Below are 16,245 nucleotides of genomic sequence, written 5' to 3' on the forward strand. Positions count from 1 at the left end.
TCTCACGGCTGGTGGGGTAACAAACGAACCATCAGGCCGTTGGCTTGGCTGAGCAAGGTTCCATCGGCGGCTATCATAGTAGCGTCAATGAAAACCTTCCTGCCGTCGACACTGGCGATGCGGCCGTGGGCGGTGAGCGGCTGGTCAATGGGGGTGATGCTGCGGAAGTCGACGTGCAGGTAGGCCGTGCGCGTCGGCCGGATGTCCGCGGTCGTCACGACCATGCCGAACAGCCAGTCGTAGAACAGCGGGATCATGCCGCCGTGCACGGCACGGTTCCCACCGATGTGGGCGGTGCTGAAATGACCGGTCATCCGTACGCCGTCGGGACCGGACTCGGTCACCATCCAGGGCGGTATCAGCGGATGGGCCAACCCCGGCAGGCTCAGCACCCGGCCGGCCACCGCCTCGGTCTCGGGCACTTGGTGGCCGTCCAGCAGCGCGCAGGCGTTCTCCAGGTGGGTGGTCGCAGCGGCCCACAGCGCGGGGTCGGGCTTGGTCGACACGGTCAGGTCCTGCAGCCGGCGCAGCGCGGCGACGAACGGGCCCAGTTCCGCGGGCGCGTCCTCGACGGGTCTGACGTCGGGGAATCCGCCTCGAATTTCCGGCGCAGTTTCGGTCATCGCATTCCTGCGTCCCAGGCCCGGAGCAGCTCGTCGGTGCTGGTGATCGTGGCCAGCAGCGACAGGGTGTTGGCGATCATCGCTGCACCATAGTCGGCGGGTATGCCGGCCACCGCGTCGCGGGGGACGACCACCCGGTAGGCGGCATTGACGGCATCCATGACGAGGTTGGGAATCGCGATGTTCAGCGAAACACCCACCACGACGATGGTCGACACCCCGAGATTGCGCAGCACCGAGTCCAGGTCCGTGCCGCCCATCGGGCCCACGCCGTGCCACCGGCGCAACACCAAATCCGAAGGCTCCGGCCCCAATTCGGGCAGCAGCTCGGCACCCGGCGTGCCGGGTGTGATGTCCACCCTGTTGCCGCCGCCCAACGCGAAGATCTTCGCGTTGTGGTTGGAGCCGAGCCCGTCGGGTCGCCGCTGCACCAGGCAGTGCACGACCCGCACTCCGGCCGCGCGGGCCGCGGGCAGTAGACGCGCGATGTTGGGCAGCGCCTCGCGGCGGGCCTCCTCGGCGAGCATCGCCAGCCCCGCGTCGGGACCCATCACCGCGCCCTGGCACTCCTGGGTGACGATCGCGGTGTGTTCGGGTGCGGCCAGACCGGCCAGTCGGTCCGTCATGCGGGGGCGCCCACCGGGGCGACGTCATAGAACTGTGTCGCCCACTTCCGCAGCGCCATATAGCCTTTCGCGTCAACTTTCGACAACGCGGGGTGTTCCACGTACTTCTGGTAGCGCCAGATCTGCAGATCGTCGAACACGGTGGACAGGAATTGTTTCTCGATGACGTCGCGCAATTTGCCTTCCGGAACGTCCGCGGTATCGCCGGGGACCCGCGGCCACCAGATCGAGTAGAACAGGTCCGAGCACTCGTCGTCGACCGGTGTGCAGGTGAAGATCAGCCGATGATTCTGCGCGCCCTCGAAGACGCTGATTGCTCCGCCGAGGCCGAACAGGTGGCTGTGGAACCGCAACGCGAGGTCCTCGGGGTTGTCGCTGCGCGCGTCCGGCCAGCCCGCGACGAACTGCCATTCCTGGTCGACGATCTTCCAGTCCAGCACCTTGGGCGTCACGGTAGCGTGATGCACGTACTCGAAATGCGCGCTGTCGGGGGCGTTCTCGGCGACGATCTGCGGATGCACCGGCTCGCGCTGCGCGCGCCGGGAAAACTCCGGATAGGCCCGGTAATACGCCGCCGGGTTCGTCTCGAACTGCGGGAACTTACCGAAGATGTCGGGCATCTCCCACTGCGGCTCCTTGCCGTGGGGGTGGTGCCAGATGAAGACGCAGTCGTACTGCTCCTGCACGGGATACACCTTGAGGCGCAACCCGCGGTTGGGCCGGTCCGGCTGGTAGGGGATGTATCGGTTGGTGCCGTCCGGACCCCAGCGCCAGCCGTGGAACGGGCACTCGACGCAGTCGCCGACCACTTTGCCGCCGTGCCCGATGTGCGCGCCCAGGTGTTTGCAATGTGCTTCCAAGACGCGCAGCTCACCGTGCTCATCCCGGTAGGCCACCAGATCCTCACCGAAATAGTGCAGCGGCCGAACCTCGCCGACGGGAAACTCCGGAGACCACCCGACCATGAACCAGCCGGTGACTTTCCAGGTGAATGGGACTTTCACGAAAAGCCTCTCGATTCCGGATAGATACTAAGCCCGTTACAGTATAGATTTCAGCAGACAGGTCCGTAAGCGGCAAGGGAGAGGCGGGATGGTTCGTGGCGGATCAAGAGCCTGTACCTCGCCCGAACCATCCTGAAAATCACCGGTGGTGAAGATGGCTGAAGCTGATAACTCCTTCGATGTGCTCGTCATCGGTGCGGGATTCTCCGGGTTGTACATGCTGCATCGGCTACGGCAACTCGGGATCCGCACCCGAGTGCTGGAGATGGCCGGAAACGTCGGTGGCACCTGGCTTTTCAACCGGTACCCGGGTGCGCGGTGCGATATCGAGAGCATCGAATACTCCTACAGCTTCTCCGAGGATATTCAGCAGGAGTGGGTTTGGACCGAGTCGATGCCGGCCCAACCCGAGATCGAGGCCTACCTGAATTTCGTGGCCGACCGGCTCGACCTCCGGCGCGACATCCAATTCGGCACCAAGGTCGTCGCGATGACGTTCGACGAAGAAGCCGGCGTGTGGCTGGTGGGCACCGAAGCCGGCGATGCGTTCCGGGTGCCATTCGTCGTCGCCGCCTCCGGCATCCTGTCGGTGCCGCTCGAACCCGACATCTCCGGAATGGACACCTTCACCGGGACCTCACTGTTCACCAGCCGATGGCCCGAGGGCGGCGTCGACCTCACCGGCAAGCGCGTCGGCGTCATCGGCACCGGCTCGACCGGCGTTCAGCTCATCCCGGTGGTTGCCCGAGAAGCGCTGCACCTCTCGGTGTTTCAGCGCTCGCCCGCATACACCCTGCCCTGGCGGGTGCACCGCTTCGAACCGGGCGAACTCGACGACATGAAGGCCCGCTACGGCGACATCCGGGCGGCTCAGCGGGCCCACCCGATCGGGGCAGCCCGCTTGAGCGCCTTCTCCGTCCTGCTCGAGATGCTCGGCAGCCCGCCGTTGAAGTCCGCGACCCGCGAGGAACAGCTGCGTGCCATCGAAGAGAACGGCGTGATGGGGGCATTGAACTGGGGCGACATCTTTTTCGACATCGAGGCCAACCGGATGGCCGCCACACTGTACGGCGAAGCTGTGGCCCGGATCGTCAAAGACCCGGACACCGCGGCGTCGTTGGTGCCGGTACATCCCTTTGCGTGCAAGCGACCGATCATCGACCAGGGTTACTACGAGACATTCAACCGGGACAACGTCACCCTAGTCGATCTGCGCAAGTCGCCGATCCGCGAGGTCACACCAATCGGCATCCGCACCGAGGACCGGGTGCACGAACTCGACATCATCGTTTACGCCACGGGGTTCGACGCCATGACCGGTGCGCTGAGCCGGATCGACGTGCGCGGTCGTGACGGAATGTCGCTGGGCGAATTCTGGGCCACCGAAGGGCCGCTATCGTATCTGGGCCTCGCAATCGCCGGCTTCCCGAACCTGTTCACGGTGCAAGGACCGGGCAGCCCGAGCGCGGCCACGAACTTCGTGGCCGCTCTCGAACAGCATGTTGAGTGGATCGGTGACTGCATTGCGTATCTGCGCGCCAACGACATTCGCACCATTGAGGCGTTGAGCACCGCTCAGCGGGAGTGGATCGATCACGCCACCGCGCTGGTTGCGCCGACGGTGTTGGTTCACCCGTCGTGCAACTCCTGGTACAACGGCGGAAACGTGCCCGGTAAGAAACGGATGTACATGGGTTATACCGGCGGAATACCGGAATACCGGCGCCGCTGCGACGAAGTCGCGGCCGGCGGATACACCGGTTTCAAACTGGCATAGCTGGCGAAGGTGAGCGACATGGCGACGGCGATGAGTGGGCTGGGCCTGGCCAGAGATGTGGTCCGTGAATTAGGAATGCTGGCACCGCGGACGGTGGCCGGCCTGCAGGAGTCGACCGGATGGGCCCCGCTATCGCCACGCGGTGCGCGTCAGTTCGGCGAGGCCATGCTCGACGAACTGGTGCTGAGCGCCTTTTCGCTGCTGGGCGGAAGCCCAGTCCCGATGCGGCCACTGGACGCATGCACCGCGGCCGCCGAGGAACTCTCCTCGCTGGGCATCGACCGGGCGCACGCGGACCCGAAACCGTTGCGGGCGACCTCGATACGGAAGCGCAGCATCCCGGGTCTGGCGTATGAACGGATGGCCTTCGAGCACGACCCGGCGTTGCCGGCCACGGTGGAGGCCGACGGCCTGGGCGGTCCGGCACGGGCGGTGGTGCATCTGTGCCGGCACCGTGACGAGCCGAGGCCCTGGCTGGTCTGGGTGCACGGTGCCGGGCAGGGCGGCACTGAAGACCTGTTGTTGTCCCGGATCGGACACATCCATCACAAGTTGGGTTTCAATGTCGCGCTGCCGGTGCAACCCGGCCACGGGTGCCGGCGGCGCCAATGGCCGGTCTATCCCGACATGGATCCGCTGGGCAATGTGGCCGGCATGATGCGCGTGATCTCCGAGGTGCGCGCGGTCGTGCGCTGGGTGCAGCCGCACGCCACCGCCGTTGTGGTGGCCGGGATTTCGATGGGCAGTCCGGTGGCCGCGCTGGTTTCCCACCTGGAGAAGCAGATCGACGCGGTCGCCCTCTACACGCCGATCCTCGGGCTCAACGCGATGATCGCGCGCCACCTGCAGCGGTGGGGCTCATCGCGCGAGGGATTCCGCGAGTTACTGGAATCGCCCGTGGTGACCCAGCTGACCTCGGTGATCGATCCGCTGGCCGTCACCCCGTCCCCGCCGCCGGATCACCGGCTGATCGTCGGGGCGTGGCACGACCGGATGGCGATGCGCGAGCCCGCCGACGCGTTGCAGGAACGCTGGGGCGGCCAACTGTACTGGTACGACGGCAGCCACGTCGGACACATCTTCTCGCGGCGCGTGCAGCGGATCACCGACCGATTCCTGCGCGACGTCGCCGCGCGAAAAGCCGCGGTGCCCGACTGATGGCACCCACCTGGACCGCGCGAACGGTGGTCGAGCTCTACAACCTCGTCGTGTGGAACGAACGCAACATCGACCTGGCCGATGAACTTTTGGCCGACAACGTGATTCGGCACGAGGTCGGTGGGGTGCGCACGCTGACTCACGCCGAAGCGGTGCAGCGAGTGGTGGACATGTGGGAGCTGGTCAGCTCGTTGCACTTCGACCTCAACATCGTCATCGAGGGCGACGATGGCGAGCACGTGGCGATCGTCTACGACTCGACGATCACCACCGAGGACGGCACCGAGACCAACATCGCGAGCATCGAGGTGTTCCGCGTCGTCGGCGGCAAGATAACCGAGGTTTGGAACTGTGGCTACCAGCAAGGGGTTTGGAATTGAGTGACCGAGCGCTCGATGAACTGGGTTTCTACCTGCTGGCCGGGGCCGGCGGTGCGGGCCCGGCAACATTGATGGATGAGGCCCGGCGCGGCGAGGAACTGGGCTTCGGCACCGGCTTCATCTCCGAGCGGTGGAATGTCAAAGAGGCGTCGTCTCTGGTCGGGGCGGCATGCGCGGTGACCAACCGGATGCAAATCGCCACCGCCGCAACCAATCACAACACCCGTCATCCCCTGATCACCGGGTCGTGGGCGACCACGATGCATCGCCTGTCGGGCGGCCGGTTCACGTTGGGCATCGGCCGCGGCATCGCCGCGATCTACGGGGCCTTCGGCATCCCGGCGGTGACGACGGCGCAGATGGAGGACTGGGCCCAGGTGATGCGCCGGCTGTGGCACGGCGAGCTGATTTTCAACCACGACGGCCCGATGGGCAAGTACCCTATCCTTTTCCTCGACCCCGACTTCAACGAGGACATTCGGCTGGCGCTGGTGGCCTTCGGGCCGAACACGCTCGCGCTCGGGGGGCGCGTGTTCGACGATGTCATCCTGCACACCTATTTCACGCCCGAGACGTTGCAGCGCAGCGTCAACACCGTGAAGTCGGCGGCGGAGAAGGCCGGCCGCGACCCGGACAGCGTGCGGGTGTGGTCGTGCTTCGCCACCGTCGGCGACCACCTACCCGAAGAACTGCGGCTGAAGAAGACCGTGGCGCGTCTGGCCACCTACTTGCAAGGCTACGGCGACCTGCTGGTCAACACCAATAACTGGGATCCCGCTGTGCTGCAACGGTTCCGCGAGGATGCGGTGGTCACCTCGATCGCGGGCGGGATTGATCACAAGGGCACGGCCGAGCAGATCGAGCACATCGCGACGCTGATTCCCGACGAATGGCTGGAGCCCTCGGCCACCGGGTCGGCGCAGCAGTGCGTGGATCGCGTCCGCAAGGAATTCGACTACGGGGCCGACGCGGTCATCATGCACGGCGCCACACCCGACGAGCTCGAGCCGATCGTCGCGGCCTACCGCGCCGCGGATCAGGTTTAGCCGGTCGGCGCGCCACTCACGGCATGATGACGGTCCGGGTGACCGGTTCGGCGGCGGCCTGTCTGCTGGACAGGCCGCGCTTCAAGGACGCGAGCAGGGCGTCACGCGTTTCACGGGGATCGATGAGTTCGTCGAACCCCATGTGTTCGGCAGAACGATAGGACGCCTGCAACTCGGCCTCACGCAACTTCGCGGTGACGTCCTCGCCGGCATGCGTCGCCCGGCCCAACGCGGCGGCGCTCATGGCACCCATCGTCGCGCCGGGGTAGGCGAAGGTCGCGGACTGGCTGTCGAAACCCAGCAGGGACATGACCATGGAGCCGAACCCGTATGCCTTGCGCAGCGTCACGTGCAGCTTCACCGTGGTGGCCGTGGTTTGAGCGGCGAACATTCTTGCGCCGGCGCGCAGCACACCGCTGCGCTCGGAGCGGCTGCCGGGCAGCATGCCGGGATTGTCGGCGAGGAAGATCAGGGGCAGGTGGAACGAGTCGGCCACCATGATGAAGTGCGCCGCCTTATCGGCGGCCGCGGCGTCGATGGAGCCGGCGAGCACCAGAGGCTGGTTGGCCACCACCGCGACCGGGTGACCACCGAGATGGGCCAGCGCGCAAATGATCGCCTTGCCGTACTGCGGCTGCACCTCGAACCAGTCGGGCCGGTCGAAGACCACGTCGAGCACGGCGCGCATGTCGTAAACGCGGCGGTTGTCGCGGGACACGATGTCGAGCAGCTCCGGCGTCGCACGTGGCTCGGCGTCCTCGTCCTGCGGCAACGATGCGGGGTACGACCATGCGCTTGATGGAAAGTAGGACAGGTAGCGCCTGACGTCGTCGAGGACGGCCGCGTCGTCTTCGGCGACATTGTGGATCACCCCGCTGGGCAACGCGACATCCGGCCCACCGAGGTCCTCCTTCGAAATGTCTTCTCCGGTGGACTCTTTGACGACGGGTGGCCCGGCGGTGAAGATCGCGCCCTGCCTGCTCATGATCCGGAAGTCGCAGACCGGGGCCACCAGAGCGCCGTGTCCGGCCGACGGCCCGAATACGGCACCGACGGTCGGGACGCGGCCCGAGCACTGCGCCTGGACCAGTAGATCGGTGGGGGTGCGGCCGTAGTGCCCGCCGCCGGGACGAAAGCCGGCGCCTTCGAGCAGCATCACCAGCGGGATCTTGTCGCGCAGCGCCAGTTCGGCGATTCGGTATCGCTTGGAGTTGCCGCCGGGCCCGATGCTGCCCGCCATGGTGGTGAAGTCCTCGGCGCCCAGCATCACCGGCGCACCGTTGATCGAGCCGGAGCCGACGATCAGGCCGTCGGCAGCGATCTCGCCACCGACCAGGGTGCCGAGCTCTCGGAATGTGCCCGGATCAACGAGGTACTCGATTCGCGCGCGGGCATCGATCTTGCCCTTGTTGCGGTGCTTGTCGAGCCGCTCCGGGCCGCCCATGTCCCGCGCGTGCTGACGGCGCCGCTCGAGATCCTCGAGCGTTTCGCCCCAATCCTGGGCTTTCGGCATGCCTATGTCCTACCTCATGGAGATTCGTCGCGCGACCATATCTGTGGGGTCACATACTGGATTGCTTACTGTAAAGTTACCCGCATGTCTGACGCCGCCGGTCCTGAGGTCGACGGGGCGTCCCAAATCGAGGAGTCTCAGCAGTGAGCGCAACCACGATGGACGGGGCCGCGAAGCTATTGGCGGACCCGTTGGCGTACACCGACGAACAGCGGTTGCACGCGGCGCTGACGCACCTGCGCGCCAACGCCCCGGTGTCCTGGGTGGACGTTCCGAACTACCGGCCGTTCTGGGCGATCACCAAGCACGCAGACATCATGGACATCGAGCGCGAGAACATGTTGTTCACCAACTGGCCCCGCCCGGTGCTGACCACCACCGAGGGCGACGAGATGCAGGCCGCCGCCGGTGTGCGCACGCTGATCCATCTGGATGATCCACAGCACCGGGTGGTGCGGGCGATCGGCTCGGACTGGTTTCGCCCAAAGGCGATGCGCGCGTTGAAGATGCGCGTCGACGAGCTGGCCAAGGTCTATGTAGACAAGATGTTGGCGGTCGGGCCCGAATGCGACTTCGTCCAGCAGGTCGCGGTGAACTACCCACTGTTCGTGATCATGTCGCTGCTGGGCATCCCGGAAGCCGACTTTCCTCGCATGCTCAAACTCACCCAGGAGCTGTTCGGAAGCGAAGACAGCGAATTCAGGCGGGGGGATTCGAACGAGGATCAGCTGCCCGCGCTGCTCGACATGTTCCAGTACTTCAACGGCGTGACCGCCGCGCGCCGTGAGCACCCGACCGAGGACCTGGCCTCGGCGATCGCCAACGCCACCGTCGACGGCGAACCGCTGTCCGACATCGACACGGTTTCGTACTACCTGATCGTGGCCACCGCCGGTCACGACACCACCAGCGCGACCATCTCCGGGGGGCTGCAAGCGCTCATCGAGAATCCGGATCAGCTCGAGCGCCTGCGCGGCGACCTCGACCTGATGCCGCTGGCGACCGAGGAGATGATCCGCTGGGTCACCCCGGTCAAGGCGTTCATGCGGACCGCCGCCGAGGACACCACGGTGCGCGGGGTGCCGATCGCCGCCGGGGATTCGGTCCTGCTGTCCTATGTTTCGGCCAACCGCGACGAGGAGGTCTTCGGCGATCCGTTCCGCTTCGACGTCGGACGTGACCCCAACAAGCACCTGGCCTTCGGCTATGGCGTGCACTTCTGCATGGGTGCGGCGCTGGCCCGCATGGAAGTCGGCAGTTTCTTTTCCGAGCTATTGCCGAGGCTCAAATCGATTGAGCTGACCGGTGATCCGGGGTTGACTGCCACCACTTTCGTCGGCGGCCTCAAGCACCTGCCGGTGCACTACTCGCTGACCTGAGTGCGGCGGCGCCCTTCGAGCGGGGTCCTCGCTACACTCCCCGTGGAGGTCGAGGCAATGGCGGGTAGGACGGTGGTCATCACCGGTGCCAGCGACGGCATCGGCGCGGCAGCGGCCCGCCGGATCAGCCGCGGCGGCGACAACGTGGTGCTGGTGGGACGCTCGGAGCGCAAGACCGCGGCCGTGGCCGCGGAGCTCGATGCCGACTATTTTGTCGCCGACTTCGCCGACCTGTCCCAGGTGCGGGCCCTGGCGGACAAGATCCGGTCCGAGTATCCGCGCATCGACGTGCTGGGCAACAATGCCGGGGGAGTGTTCTCCAAACCGCGGCGGACGGCCGACGGCCACGAGATCACCCTTCAGGTCAACTACCTGGCGCCGTTTCTGCTCACCACGCTGTTGCTGGACGTGCTGGTCGGTTCGCGGGCCACGATTGTCAATACATCCAGTTCGTCGCAGCGGCTGCTGCGCAAAGTCACGCTCGCCGACTTCGACGCAACCGACCGGCGCCGGCCCAGCACCGCCTATGCATTGGCGAAGCTGGCAAACATCTTGTTCACCAAGGAATTACACCGGCGTTTTTCCGCCGAGGGCCTTGCGGCCGCGGTGGTCCACCCAGGCTTCGTCAACACCAACATCGGTCACTCGTCCGGTTCGCGGTTCCTGACCACCGTGCAACGCACACCCGTCAGCCGAATGATCAAGACCGCCGATCACGGCGCCGATCAGCTGGTCTGGCTGGCGACCAGCGTGCCCGGTGTCGACTGGGCCGCCGGCGAGTACTACGCGAAAGGCAAGGCCGCCAAAGCCAACCGGGCGGCCAGCGATCCCATCCTCGCGCGTGAATTGTGGGATCACACGATGGCCAAGCTCGTCTAGACAAACCCGGGCGCGAATTCGCCTGCGGCGTGGACGAGCCGGCTCCGTCGAACACCGTCCCGCCGCGGATAACCAGCTCAATGTCGGCCATCTGCTGCCAGCCCTCGATACTAGCTAGTATCCAGTCGATACCGTCGAGTATGCTGTGGCCATGTCGCCCGTCAAGCCGCATCGAACCCGCCCCACCCGCGGCGAGGTTCGTGACCGGATCCTGGACGCGGCGTCGAAGGTTTTCGCCGCCGAAGGGTTCGCCGGCGCCACCATCGACGCGATCGGCCAGTCCGCGGGTTTCACAAAAGGTGCCGTCTACTCGAACTTCGAATCCAAGGACGGACTGTTCCTGGCGCTGCTCGACCGCGAGTTCGAGCTCCGCGGCGAGCAGATCGCCACGGTGCTGGACAGCAGCGGTGGCGACACAGGTGCAGCCGCACGTGAATTGAGCCGCTCATGGCTCGACTCAGTTCGCGACCATTCCGACTTTTACGTGCTGTTCGTCGAATACTGGCTGCGCGCCCAGCGTGATCCCCAGCTGCGTGCGGGCCTCATCGAACGCCGCCGCGCCGCCGCCGCCGACCAAGCGGTGCAGATCGTCAAATCGACCCCCTCCGTGGCGCCCGATCGCGAGTTGGCCGACCTCGCCCAGCTCGTCGTCACGATCAACCTCGGCATCGCGATGGAAGAGGTCCTGCGTCCCGGGACCATCAACCCCGACCTGCTCGCGCAGCTGATCACCGCGGTGCTGGAATCGGTCCCGGTTTCCGCCGATCAGGGAGAGCCTCGCCATGGATGCAAATGACGGGCCCGACGCCGCGGCCCCGATCATCACCGCCCGCGGTTTAGGCGTCGACGGCGAACACGGCGCCCTCTTCTCGGATATCGATCTCGCGCTCCCACCGGGTTTTCACGCGATTCGGATGCCCGGCGGACCGGGGCAGACCACGCTGCTGCTGACACTCGCCGGACGTTTCAAGCCGAGCCACGGCACGCTGACCGTCCTCGGTCAAACCACCCCGCGCGCGATCCGCCGGCACTGCTCGATCGCCGCCTTCGAAGACATCGACGAGCTGGAGGAATCGGTGACGGTGGAGACCGTTCTCGCCGAGCAACGCCGATGGCTGGCGCCGTGGTACTCACCTGTGCCGCTGCAAGCCGGCCAGGCCGAGCTGACCGAGGTTTTCGGCGAGATGAGCCCGCCGTCCCACGACACGTACATCGTCGAATTGTCAGACCTGGAACTGTTTTTGCTGCGAATCACGCTGGCGTTGCTATCGAACCGTCCGATCCTGGTGGTCGGCGACCTCGAGCAGGTTCGTGACAATTCCCGACGGGCGATCGCGGTCGACCGACTGGGCGTGATTGCGAAACAGCGCACCGTCGTCGTCGGGGTGACCAACCCACTCGGCGCGGACGCGCCCGACCACGAACTTCACGATCACCGCATCCTGACCGGAGAGGACTGACGATGCTGGCTGGACTAGCCTTTGGCTCGGAGATCAAACGTTTCGGCCGCAGCCGGTTGACACGCGTGGCCATCGTCGTGCTGATGCTGCTGCCCCTGGTATATGGGGCGCTGTACCTGTGGGCGTTCTGGGATCCCTTCGGCCACACCAACAAGATGCCGGTGGCGCTGGTCAACTCCGACCGCGGCGCCGTCGTATCCGGGCAGCAGTTCAACGCCGGCGCGGAGATCGCCAAAAGCCTGACCGCGGACGGCGGGCTGGACTGGCACGTCGTGGACTTAGCGGAGGCACGCAACGGAGTCGACCACGGCAAGTACTACTTCATGGTCGAGTTGCCGCCGGACTTCAGCGCGGCGATCGCTTCGCCGGTGACCGGGCAACCCAAGAAGGCCAACCTGATCGCTGTCTACAACGACGCCAACAACTACATCTCCACGAGTATCGGGCGTACCGCGATCGGCCAGGTACTGAACGCCGTGTCCAGCCGGATCTCGGGGCAGGCCGTCAATCAGATGCTGTCGGTGGTGGTTTCGTCGGGATCGGGTATCAAGCAGGCCGCAGACGGTGCCGCTCAACTCGATGACGGCGCCGGTCAGCTGGCGGCCGGTCTGGACACCGCGCGGTCCGGCTCGGCAACTCTGGCCGCCGGCGCCAAGCAGCTGTCAGACGGCATCAACCAGGCCACCGACCCGCTGCTCGCGGTGACCAAGGCGGTGTCGCAAATCGGCGGCAGCACGCAGCAACTGCAACAGGGCGCAACCGCGCTTGCGCAGGTCAACGACCAGATCGGTACCATCGCCACGGCGCAGGATGCGGCCGCAAACTCGCTTTCATCGGTGATCGATCAGCTCTCGGCACGACAGGATCCGCTGGCAAATAACCTGCGCGGCGTCCAAGATCAGCTTCGGGGTCATCAGTTCACACCCCAGATCCGCCAGCAGCTCACCGACGCGCAAAACGCGGCGATCGCCATGACATCGGGGTTGCGCAACCCAGGCAGTCCGCTCGCGTCGGCGCTCGACCAGGTTGGCAGCAAGGGCCAGGACCTGACGAACAAGCTCACCCAACTGCGCGACGGAGCCCAGCAAGTCGCCACCGGCAACGCCGAATTGGCGGGCGGCATCGCCAAACTCGACGACGGCGCACGACAACTCAAGACGGGATCGGCCGAGCTGGCGACCAAACTCGCCGAGGGGGCCAAGCAGGTACCCAACTGGACGACCCAGCAAAAGGATGCGGTCGCCGACACCATCGGTGGTCCGGTGCAACTCGAGGCTTCACACGAGAACGCCGCGCCCAACTTCGGCACCGGGATGGCTCCGTTCTTTCTCACGCTCGCGTTGTTCTTCGGCGCCCTGGTGCTGTGGATGGTGCTGCGGCCCTTGCAGACTCGCGCGATCGCCGCGGAGGTGCTCGCGCTCCGCGTGGTGCTCGCCAGCTACCTACCTGCCGCCGCGATCGCGGTGTTCCAAGCCGTCGTTCTCTACTGCGTGGTCCGGTTCGCCCTCGGTATGCACGCCGTGCACCCGGTGGCGATGCTGGGCTTCATGGTGCTGATTTCCGGCGCGTTCGTAGCCGCGACGCAGGCGATCAATGCGCTCGTTGGTCCAGCGGTGGGCCGGGTGCTGATCATGGCCCTGCTCATGCTGCAGCTCGTCAGTGCAGGCGGCATGTACCCCGTGGAAACCACGTCACGGCCATTCCAGGTCCTGCACCGCTTCGATCCGATGACCTATGGCGTCAACGGACTCCGGCAGCTGATACTCGGCGGCATCGACGCTCGACTATGGCAGGCCATCATCGTGCTGGTCGGGATAACGGCTGTCGCACTGGCGATCTCCTGCCTGTCGGCGCGAAGAGACCGGGTCTGGAATCTCAGCAGGCTGATCCCCGCGATCAAGATGTAGGCGAAGCTTTCATGCGATCCCGAAATCGATGATGCCCCGGACGATTTTGCCGTTGAGCAGGTCGTCGTAGGCGTCGTTGACCTCGTCGAGGCGATAGCGCTTGGTGATCATCTCGTCGAGCTGAAGTTGGCCCGTCTCATAAAGCCTGGCCAGCCGGGAGATGTCCGCCTTCGGGTTGCACGAGCCGAATATGGTGCCGGCCAACGTCTTGTTCATCAGGATGAAATCCTGCAGGTCGATCTTCACCGACCGGGTCAACTGCGACGTCATGCCGGTGAGCACGCAGGTGCCGCCCTTACGGGTGAGCTTCACGGCATCGCGGACGTCTTCCGGGGTGATCAACGAGGGCGAGACCACCACCGCGTCGGCCATCACGCCGTAGGTCAGGCCGCGCACCAGATCCAGCGCCTCGTCGATTGTCGCGGCGCTGTGTGTCGCGCCGAACTGCAGCGCCGACTTCTGTTTGAAGTCAACCGGATCCACCGCGACGATCTGCGCGGCGCCGTTGATGCGGGCCCCCTGAATCGCGCCCGTGCCGATCCCGCCGACGCCGATCACCACGACCGTGTCGCCCGCGCGCATGTTGGACCGGTTGGCGACGGAACCGTAACCTGTTGGGATGGCGCAGGACAGCAGAGCGCTCGATGTCAGTGGCAGGTGTTGCTCGATCTTCACCAGTGAATTCGTCGATACCACAGTGTGTTCGGCGAATGCGCCGATCTTGGCGATGTGACCAAGGCTGCGGCCGTCGGCGGTGTGGTGGCGGAACGTGCCGTCCGTCGGCATCCCCGGGATCATGGTGCCGATGCCGACGTCACACAGGTACTCGATTCCGCTGGCGCACCAACGGCATTGGCCGCACACGGCCACGAACGACATCACCACGTGGTCACCCGGCTCGAAGTCGGTGACACCCGGGCCGACCTCGCGCACCACGCCGGAGCCCTCGTGGCCACCGATCGTCGGAAACATGGTCGGCAGCCCCATCGATCGCATCACCTCGTTGGGCGCCGACATGTCACCTTTGAGGATGTGGTCGTCGGAGTGGCACAAGCCGGCCGCCGCCATCTGCACCAGGACCTCGCCGGCCTGGGGGGGATCGAGCTCGAATTCCTCGACGGACCATGGCCCGCCGACGTCGTGCAGGATCGCTGCGCGGCTTCTCATGCGGCGGGGGCGAACGTCACCGGAAGCTTGTTCGGCGACCGGAAGGTGAGCCCGACGATCTTGGATTCCTCGCCGGTTCCGTCGTCGGGCATGAATGCCAGATTATCGACGCGGTCTAAGAGGCTGTTCAACATGACCCGGGTTTCCAGCCGGGCCAGGTGCATGCCGAGGCACATGTGGATCCCGCCGGCGAAGGCGATGTGGGATTGCCGCGGCCGGCGGATGTCGAAAGTGTTGGGATTGGTCCAGCGGGACTCGTCACGGTTGGCTGAGCCCATACACATATCGATCTGAGCGTCGGCAGGGATTGTCTTACCGCCGATTTCGACTTCTTCGGTTGTGGTCCGCATGACCGTGGTCAGTGGCGTTTCGAACCGCAGACCCTCCTCGATCGCCATCGGTATCAGTGACCGGTCCTGGTTGACCATCGCGAGCTGCTCGGGGTGGGTCAGCAGCAGGTACAGCAGATTGCCCGATGAGCGGTAGGTGGTCTCCAGGCCGGCCGGGAGCAGCAACCGCAAGAAGGAGATGATGGCTTCGTCGGTGAGTTTCTCACCGTCGATCTCTGCGGCGACCAGGTCCCCGATGATGTCATCGGTGAGCTTGCGCCTGCGCTGCTCGACCTGTTTGAGGAAATAATCGTAGAGCTCTGTGGCGGCATTCAATCCCGCCTCGATGTCGGTCGGGATCGAGATCAGATCGAGGGACAGTCGCCGGAAGAGGTCGAGGTCCTCGGCGGGCAGACCAAGCAGCGTCGAGATGATCCGGGTGGGAAATTCGAAAGTCACCGCCTTCACCAGATCGGCTTGACCGTCGTTCTTGACCTCGTCGACCAGTCGATCACAGACCGGATCGATGACCGACGGCTCCCAGCGTTGCAACGCGGTCGCACGGAACGCCTTGGCCACCAGGTTGCGGTGATCGTGGTGTTCCCGGCCGCCCATCGCCAGGATGGTGTGTCCCATCACCAACCCGATCGTCTTGTCGTAGGCGGCCGACGTGAAGATCCGGTCGTCGCGAAAGGCTTGGGATACACCGTTGTAATCGAACAGGACCCACTCGTCACTGGGTCGCAGCTCCTCCGGCAACTGGGTGTTATCGCCCAGGGAACCGTGCCACACCGGGTCGGTGTGACGCATGTGTTGAAAAAACGGGTAGGGGCTGGTTTCACCGGTGAGATCGAGCAAGGGTGCGACGGGTTGACCGTTCGGGCCAGTGCTGAGCGTCATCAGCGCTCCTCCTGAAACAAAGGCGGTTCACGCGGACCGGATGACGAGTGCCCGCGAAATCCCGGCGGGTATACCGAGCGGAAAATAGCTATCATAG

15 protein-coding genes are annotated in these 16,245 nt (G+C 65.4%); 9 read left to right on the top strand and 6 right to left on the bottom strand.

Annotated features, from left to right (window positions below):
• Nucleotides 1-2 precede the first annotated feature (2 nt).
• Genes MTY59_RS16745 through MTY59_RS16755 form a run of 3 tightly spaced genes read right to left on the bottom strand, consistent with a single transcriptional unit; the run spans nucleotide 3 to nucleotide 2,253 of the window.
• On the bottom strand, nucleotides 3-623 hold the full coding sequence (locus MTY59_RS16745; RefSeq protein WP_221042144.1) for a PaaI family thioesterase: 621 nt from the start codon (nucleotides 621-623) through the stop codon (nucleotides 3-5).
• The gene (locus tag MTY59_RS16750; protein WP_221042145.1) at nucleotides 620-1,249 is read right to left on the bottom strand and encodes a cysteine hydrolase family protein; all 630 of its coding nucleotides are present in this window, start codon (nucleotides 1,247-1,249) and stop codon (nucleotides 620-622) included. Before MTY59_RS16750 ends, MTY59_RS16745 begins: the two co-directional genes overlap by 4 nt.
• Nucleotides 1,246-2,253, bottom strand: a complete 1,008-nt coding sequence (locus tag MTY59_RS16755; protein ID WP_221042146.1) for a Rieske 2Fe-2S domain-containing protein — start codon at nucleotides 2,251-2,253, stop codon at nucleotides 1,246-1,248. The genes MTY59_RS16750 and MTY59_RS16755 overlap by 4 nt, the downstream gene beginning before the upstream one ends.
• A gap of 154 nt (nucleotides 2,254-2,407) precedes the next feature.
• Here MTY59_RS16755 and MTY59_RS16760 point away from each other — a divergent pair, with 154 nt between their 5' ends.
• From MTY59_RS16760 to MTY59_RS16775, 4 genes are read left to right on the top strand one after another with little or no spacing between them, the layout of a single operon-like run.
• The gene (locus MTY59_RS16760; RefSeq protein ID WP_221042147.1) at nucleotides 2,408-4,030 is read left to right on the top strand and encodes a flavin-containing monooxygenase; all 1,623 of its coding nucleotides are present in this window, start codon (nucleotides 2,408-2,410) and stop codon (nucleotides 4,028-4,030) included.
• Nucleotides 4,031-4,048: 18 nt separating this feature from the next.
• On the top strand, nucleotides 4,049-5,188 hold the full coding sequence (locus MTY59_RS16765) for a PHB depolymerase family esterase (protein ID WP_221042148.1): 1,140 nt from the start codon (nucleotides 4,049-4,051) through the stop codon (nucleotides 5,186-5,188).
• Nucleotides 5,188-5,568, top strand: a complete 381-nt coding sequence (locus MTY59_RS16770) for a nuclear transport factor 2 family protein (protein WP_221042149.1) — start codon at nucleotides 5,188-5,190, stop codon at nucleotides 5,566-5,568. The genes MTY59_RS16765 and MTY59_RS16770 overlap by 1 nt, the downstream gene beginning before the upstream one ends.
• The gene (locus MTY59_RS16775) at nucleotides 5,565-6,614 is read left to right on the top strand and encodes a TIGR03857 family LLM class F420-dependent oxidoreductase (protein WP_221042150.1); all 1,050 of its coding nucleotides are present in this window, start codon (nucleotides 5,565-5,567) and stop codon (nucleotides 6,612-6,614) included. Before MTY59_RS16770 ends, MTY59_RS16775 begins: the two co-directional genes overlap by 4 nt.
• A 16-nt stretch (nucleotides 6,615-6,630) precedes the next feature.
• Here MTY59_RS16775 and MTY59_RS16780 read toward each other — a convergent pair whose 3' ends face one another.
• On the bottom strand, nucleotides 6,631-8,127 hold the full coding sequence (locus MTY59_RS16780; protein WP_221042151.1) for an acyl-CoA carboxylase subunit beta: 1,497 nt from the start codon (nucleotides 8,125-8,127) through the stop codon (nucleotides 6,631-6,633).
• Nucleotides 8,128-8,285: 158 nt separating this feature from the next.
• Between MTY59_RS16780 and MTY59_RS16785 the strand changes: the two genes are divergently transcribed.
• The 5 genes from MTY59_RS16785 (at nucleotide 8,286) to MTY59_RS16805 (ending at nucleotide 13,752) form a co-directional block, all read left to right on the top strand.
• Entirely contained in the window at nucleotides 8,286-9,506 is a 1,221-nt protein-coding gene (locus MTY59_RS16785) for a cytochrome P450 (protein ID WP_221046482.1), read from the top strand.
• A 57-nt stretch (nucleotides 9,507-9,563) separates the two neighbouring features.
• The gene (locus MTY59_RS16790; RefSeq protein ID WP_221046483.1) at nucleotides 9,564-10,385 is read left to right on the top strand and encodes an SDR family NAD(P)-dependent oxidoreductase; all 822 of its coding nucleotides are present in this window, start codon (nucleotides 9,564-9,566) and stop codon (nucleotides 10,383-10,385) included.
• 151 nt (nucleotides 10,386-10,536) lie between these two features.
• Nucleotides 10,537-11,181 carry a TetR/AcrR family transcriptional regulator gene (locus MTY59_RS16795; RefSeq protein ID WP_221042152.1) on the top strand — a complete coding sequence of 215 codons (645 nt, stop codon included), beginning with the start codon at nucleotides 10,537-10,539 and terminating at the stop codon, nucleotides 11,179-11,181.
• On the top strand, nucleotides 11,168-11,845 hold the full coding sequence (locus MTY59_RS16800; protein ID WP_221042153.1) for a hypothetical protein: 678 nt from the start codon (nucleotides 11,168-11,170) through the stop codon (nucleotides 11,843-11,845). Before MTY59_RS16795 ends, MTY59_RS16800 begins: the two co-directional genes overlap by 14 nt.
• A gap of 2 nt (nucleotides 11,846-11,847) precedes the next feature.
• Complete coding sequence (locus tag MTY59_RS16805; protein ID WP_221042154.1) at nucleotides 11,848-13,752, top strand: YhgE/Pip domain-containing protein; 1,905 nt, start codon at nucleotides 11,848-11,850, stop codon at nucleotides 13,750-13,752.
• A 9-nt stretch (nucleotides 13,753-13,761) separates the two neighbouring features.
• Here the strand turns inward: MTY59_RS16805 and MTY59_RS16810 are convergent, their stop codons facing one another.
• Both MTY59_RS16810 and MTY59_RS16815 read right to left on the bottom strand, forming a co-directional pair.
• Entirely contained in the window at nucleotides 13,762-14,919 is a 1,158-nt protein-coding gene (locus tag MTY59_RS16810; RefSeq protein WP_221042155.1) for a Zn-dependent alcohol dehydrogenase, read from the bottom strand.
• On the bottom strand, nucleotides 14,916-16,148 hold the full coding sequence (locus tag MTY59_RS16815) for a cytochrome P450 (RefSeq protein ID WP_221042156.1): 1,233 nt from the start codon (nucleotides 16,146-16,148) through the stop codon (nucleotides 14,916-14,918). The genes MTY59_RS16810 and MTY59_RS16815 overlap by 4 nt, the downstream gene beginning before the upstream one ends.
• Between the last annotated feature and the right edge of the window lie 97 nt (nucleotides 16,149-16,245).

It is taken from the genome of Mycobacterium senriense, from assembly GCF_019668465.1.
GTDB classification, from domain to species: Bacteria; Actinomycetota; Actinomycetes; order Mycobacteriales; family Mycobacteriaceae; genus Mycobacterium; species Mycobacterium senriense.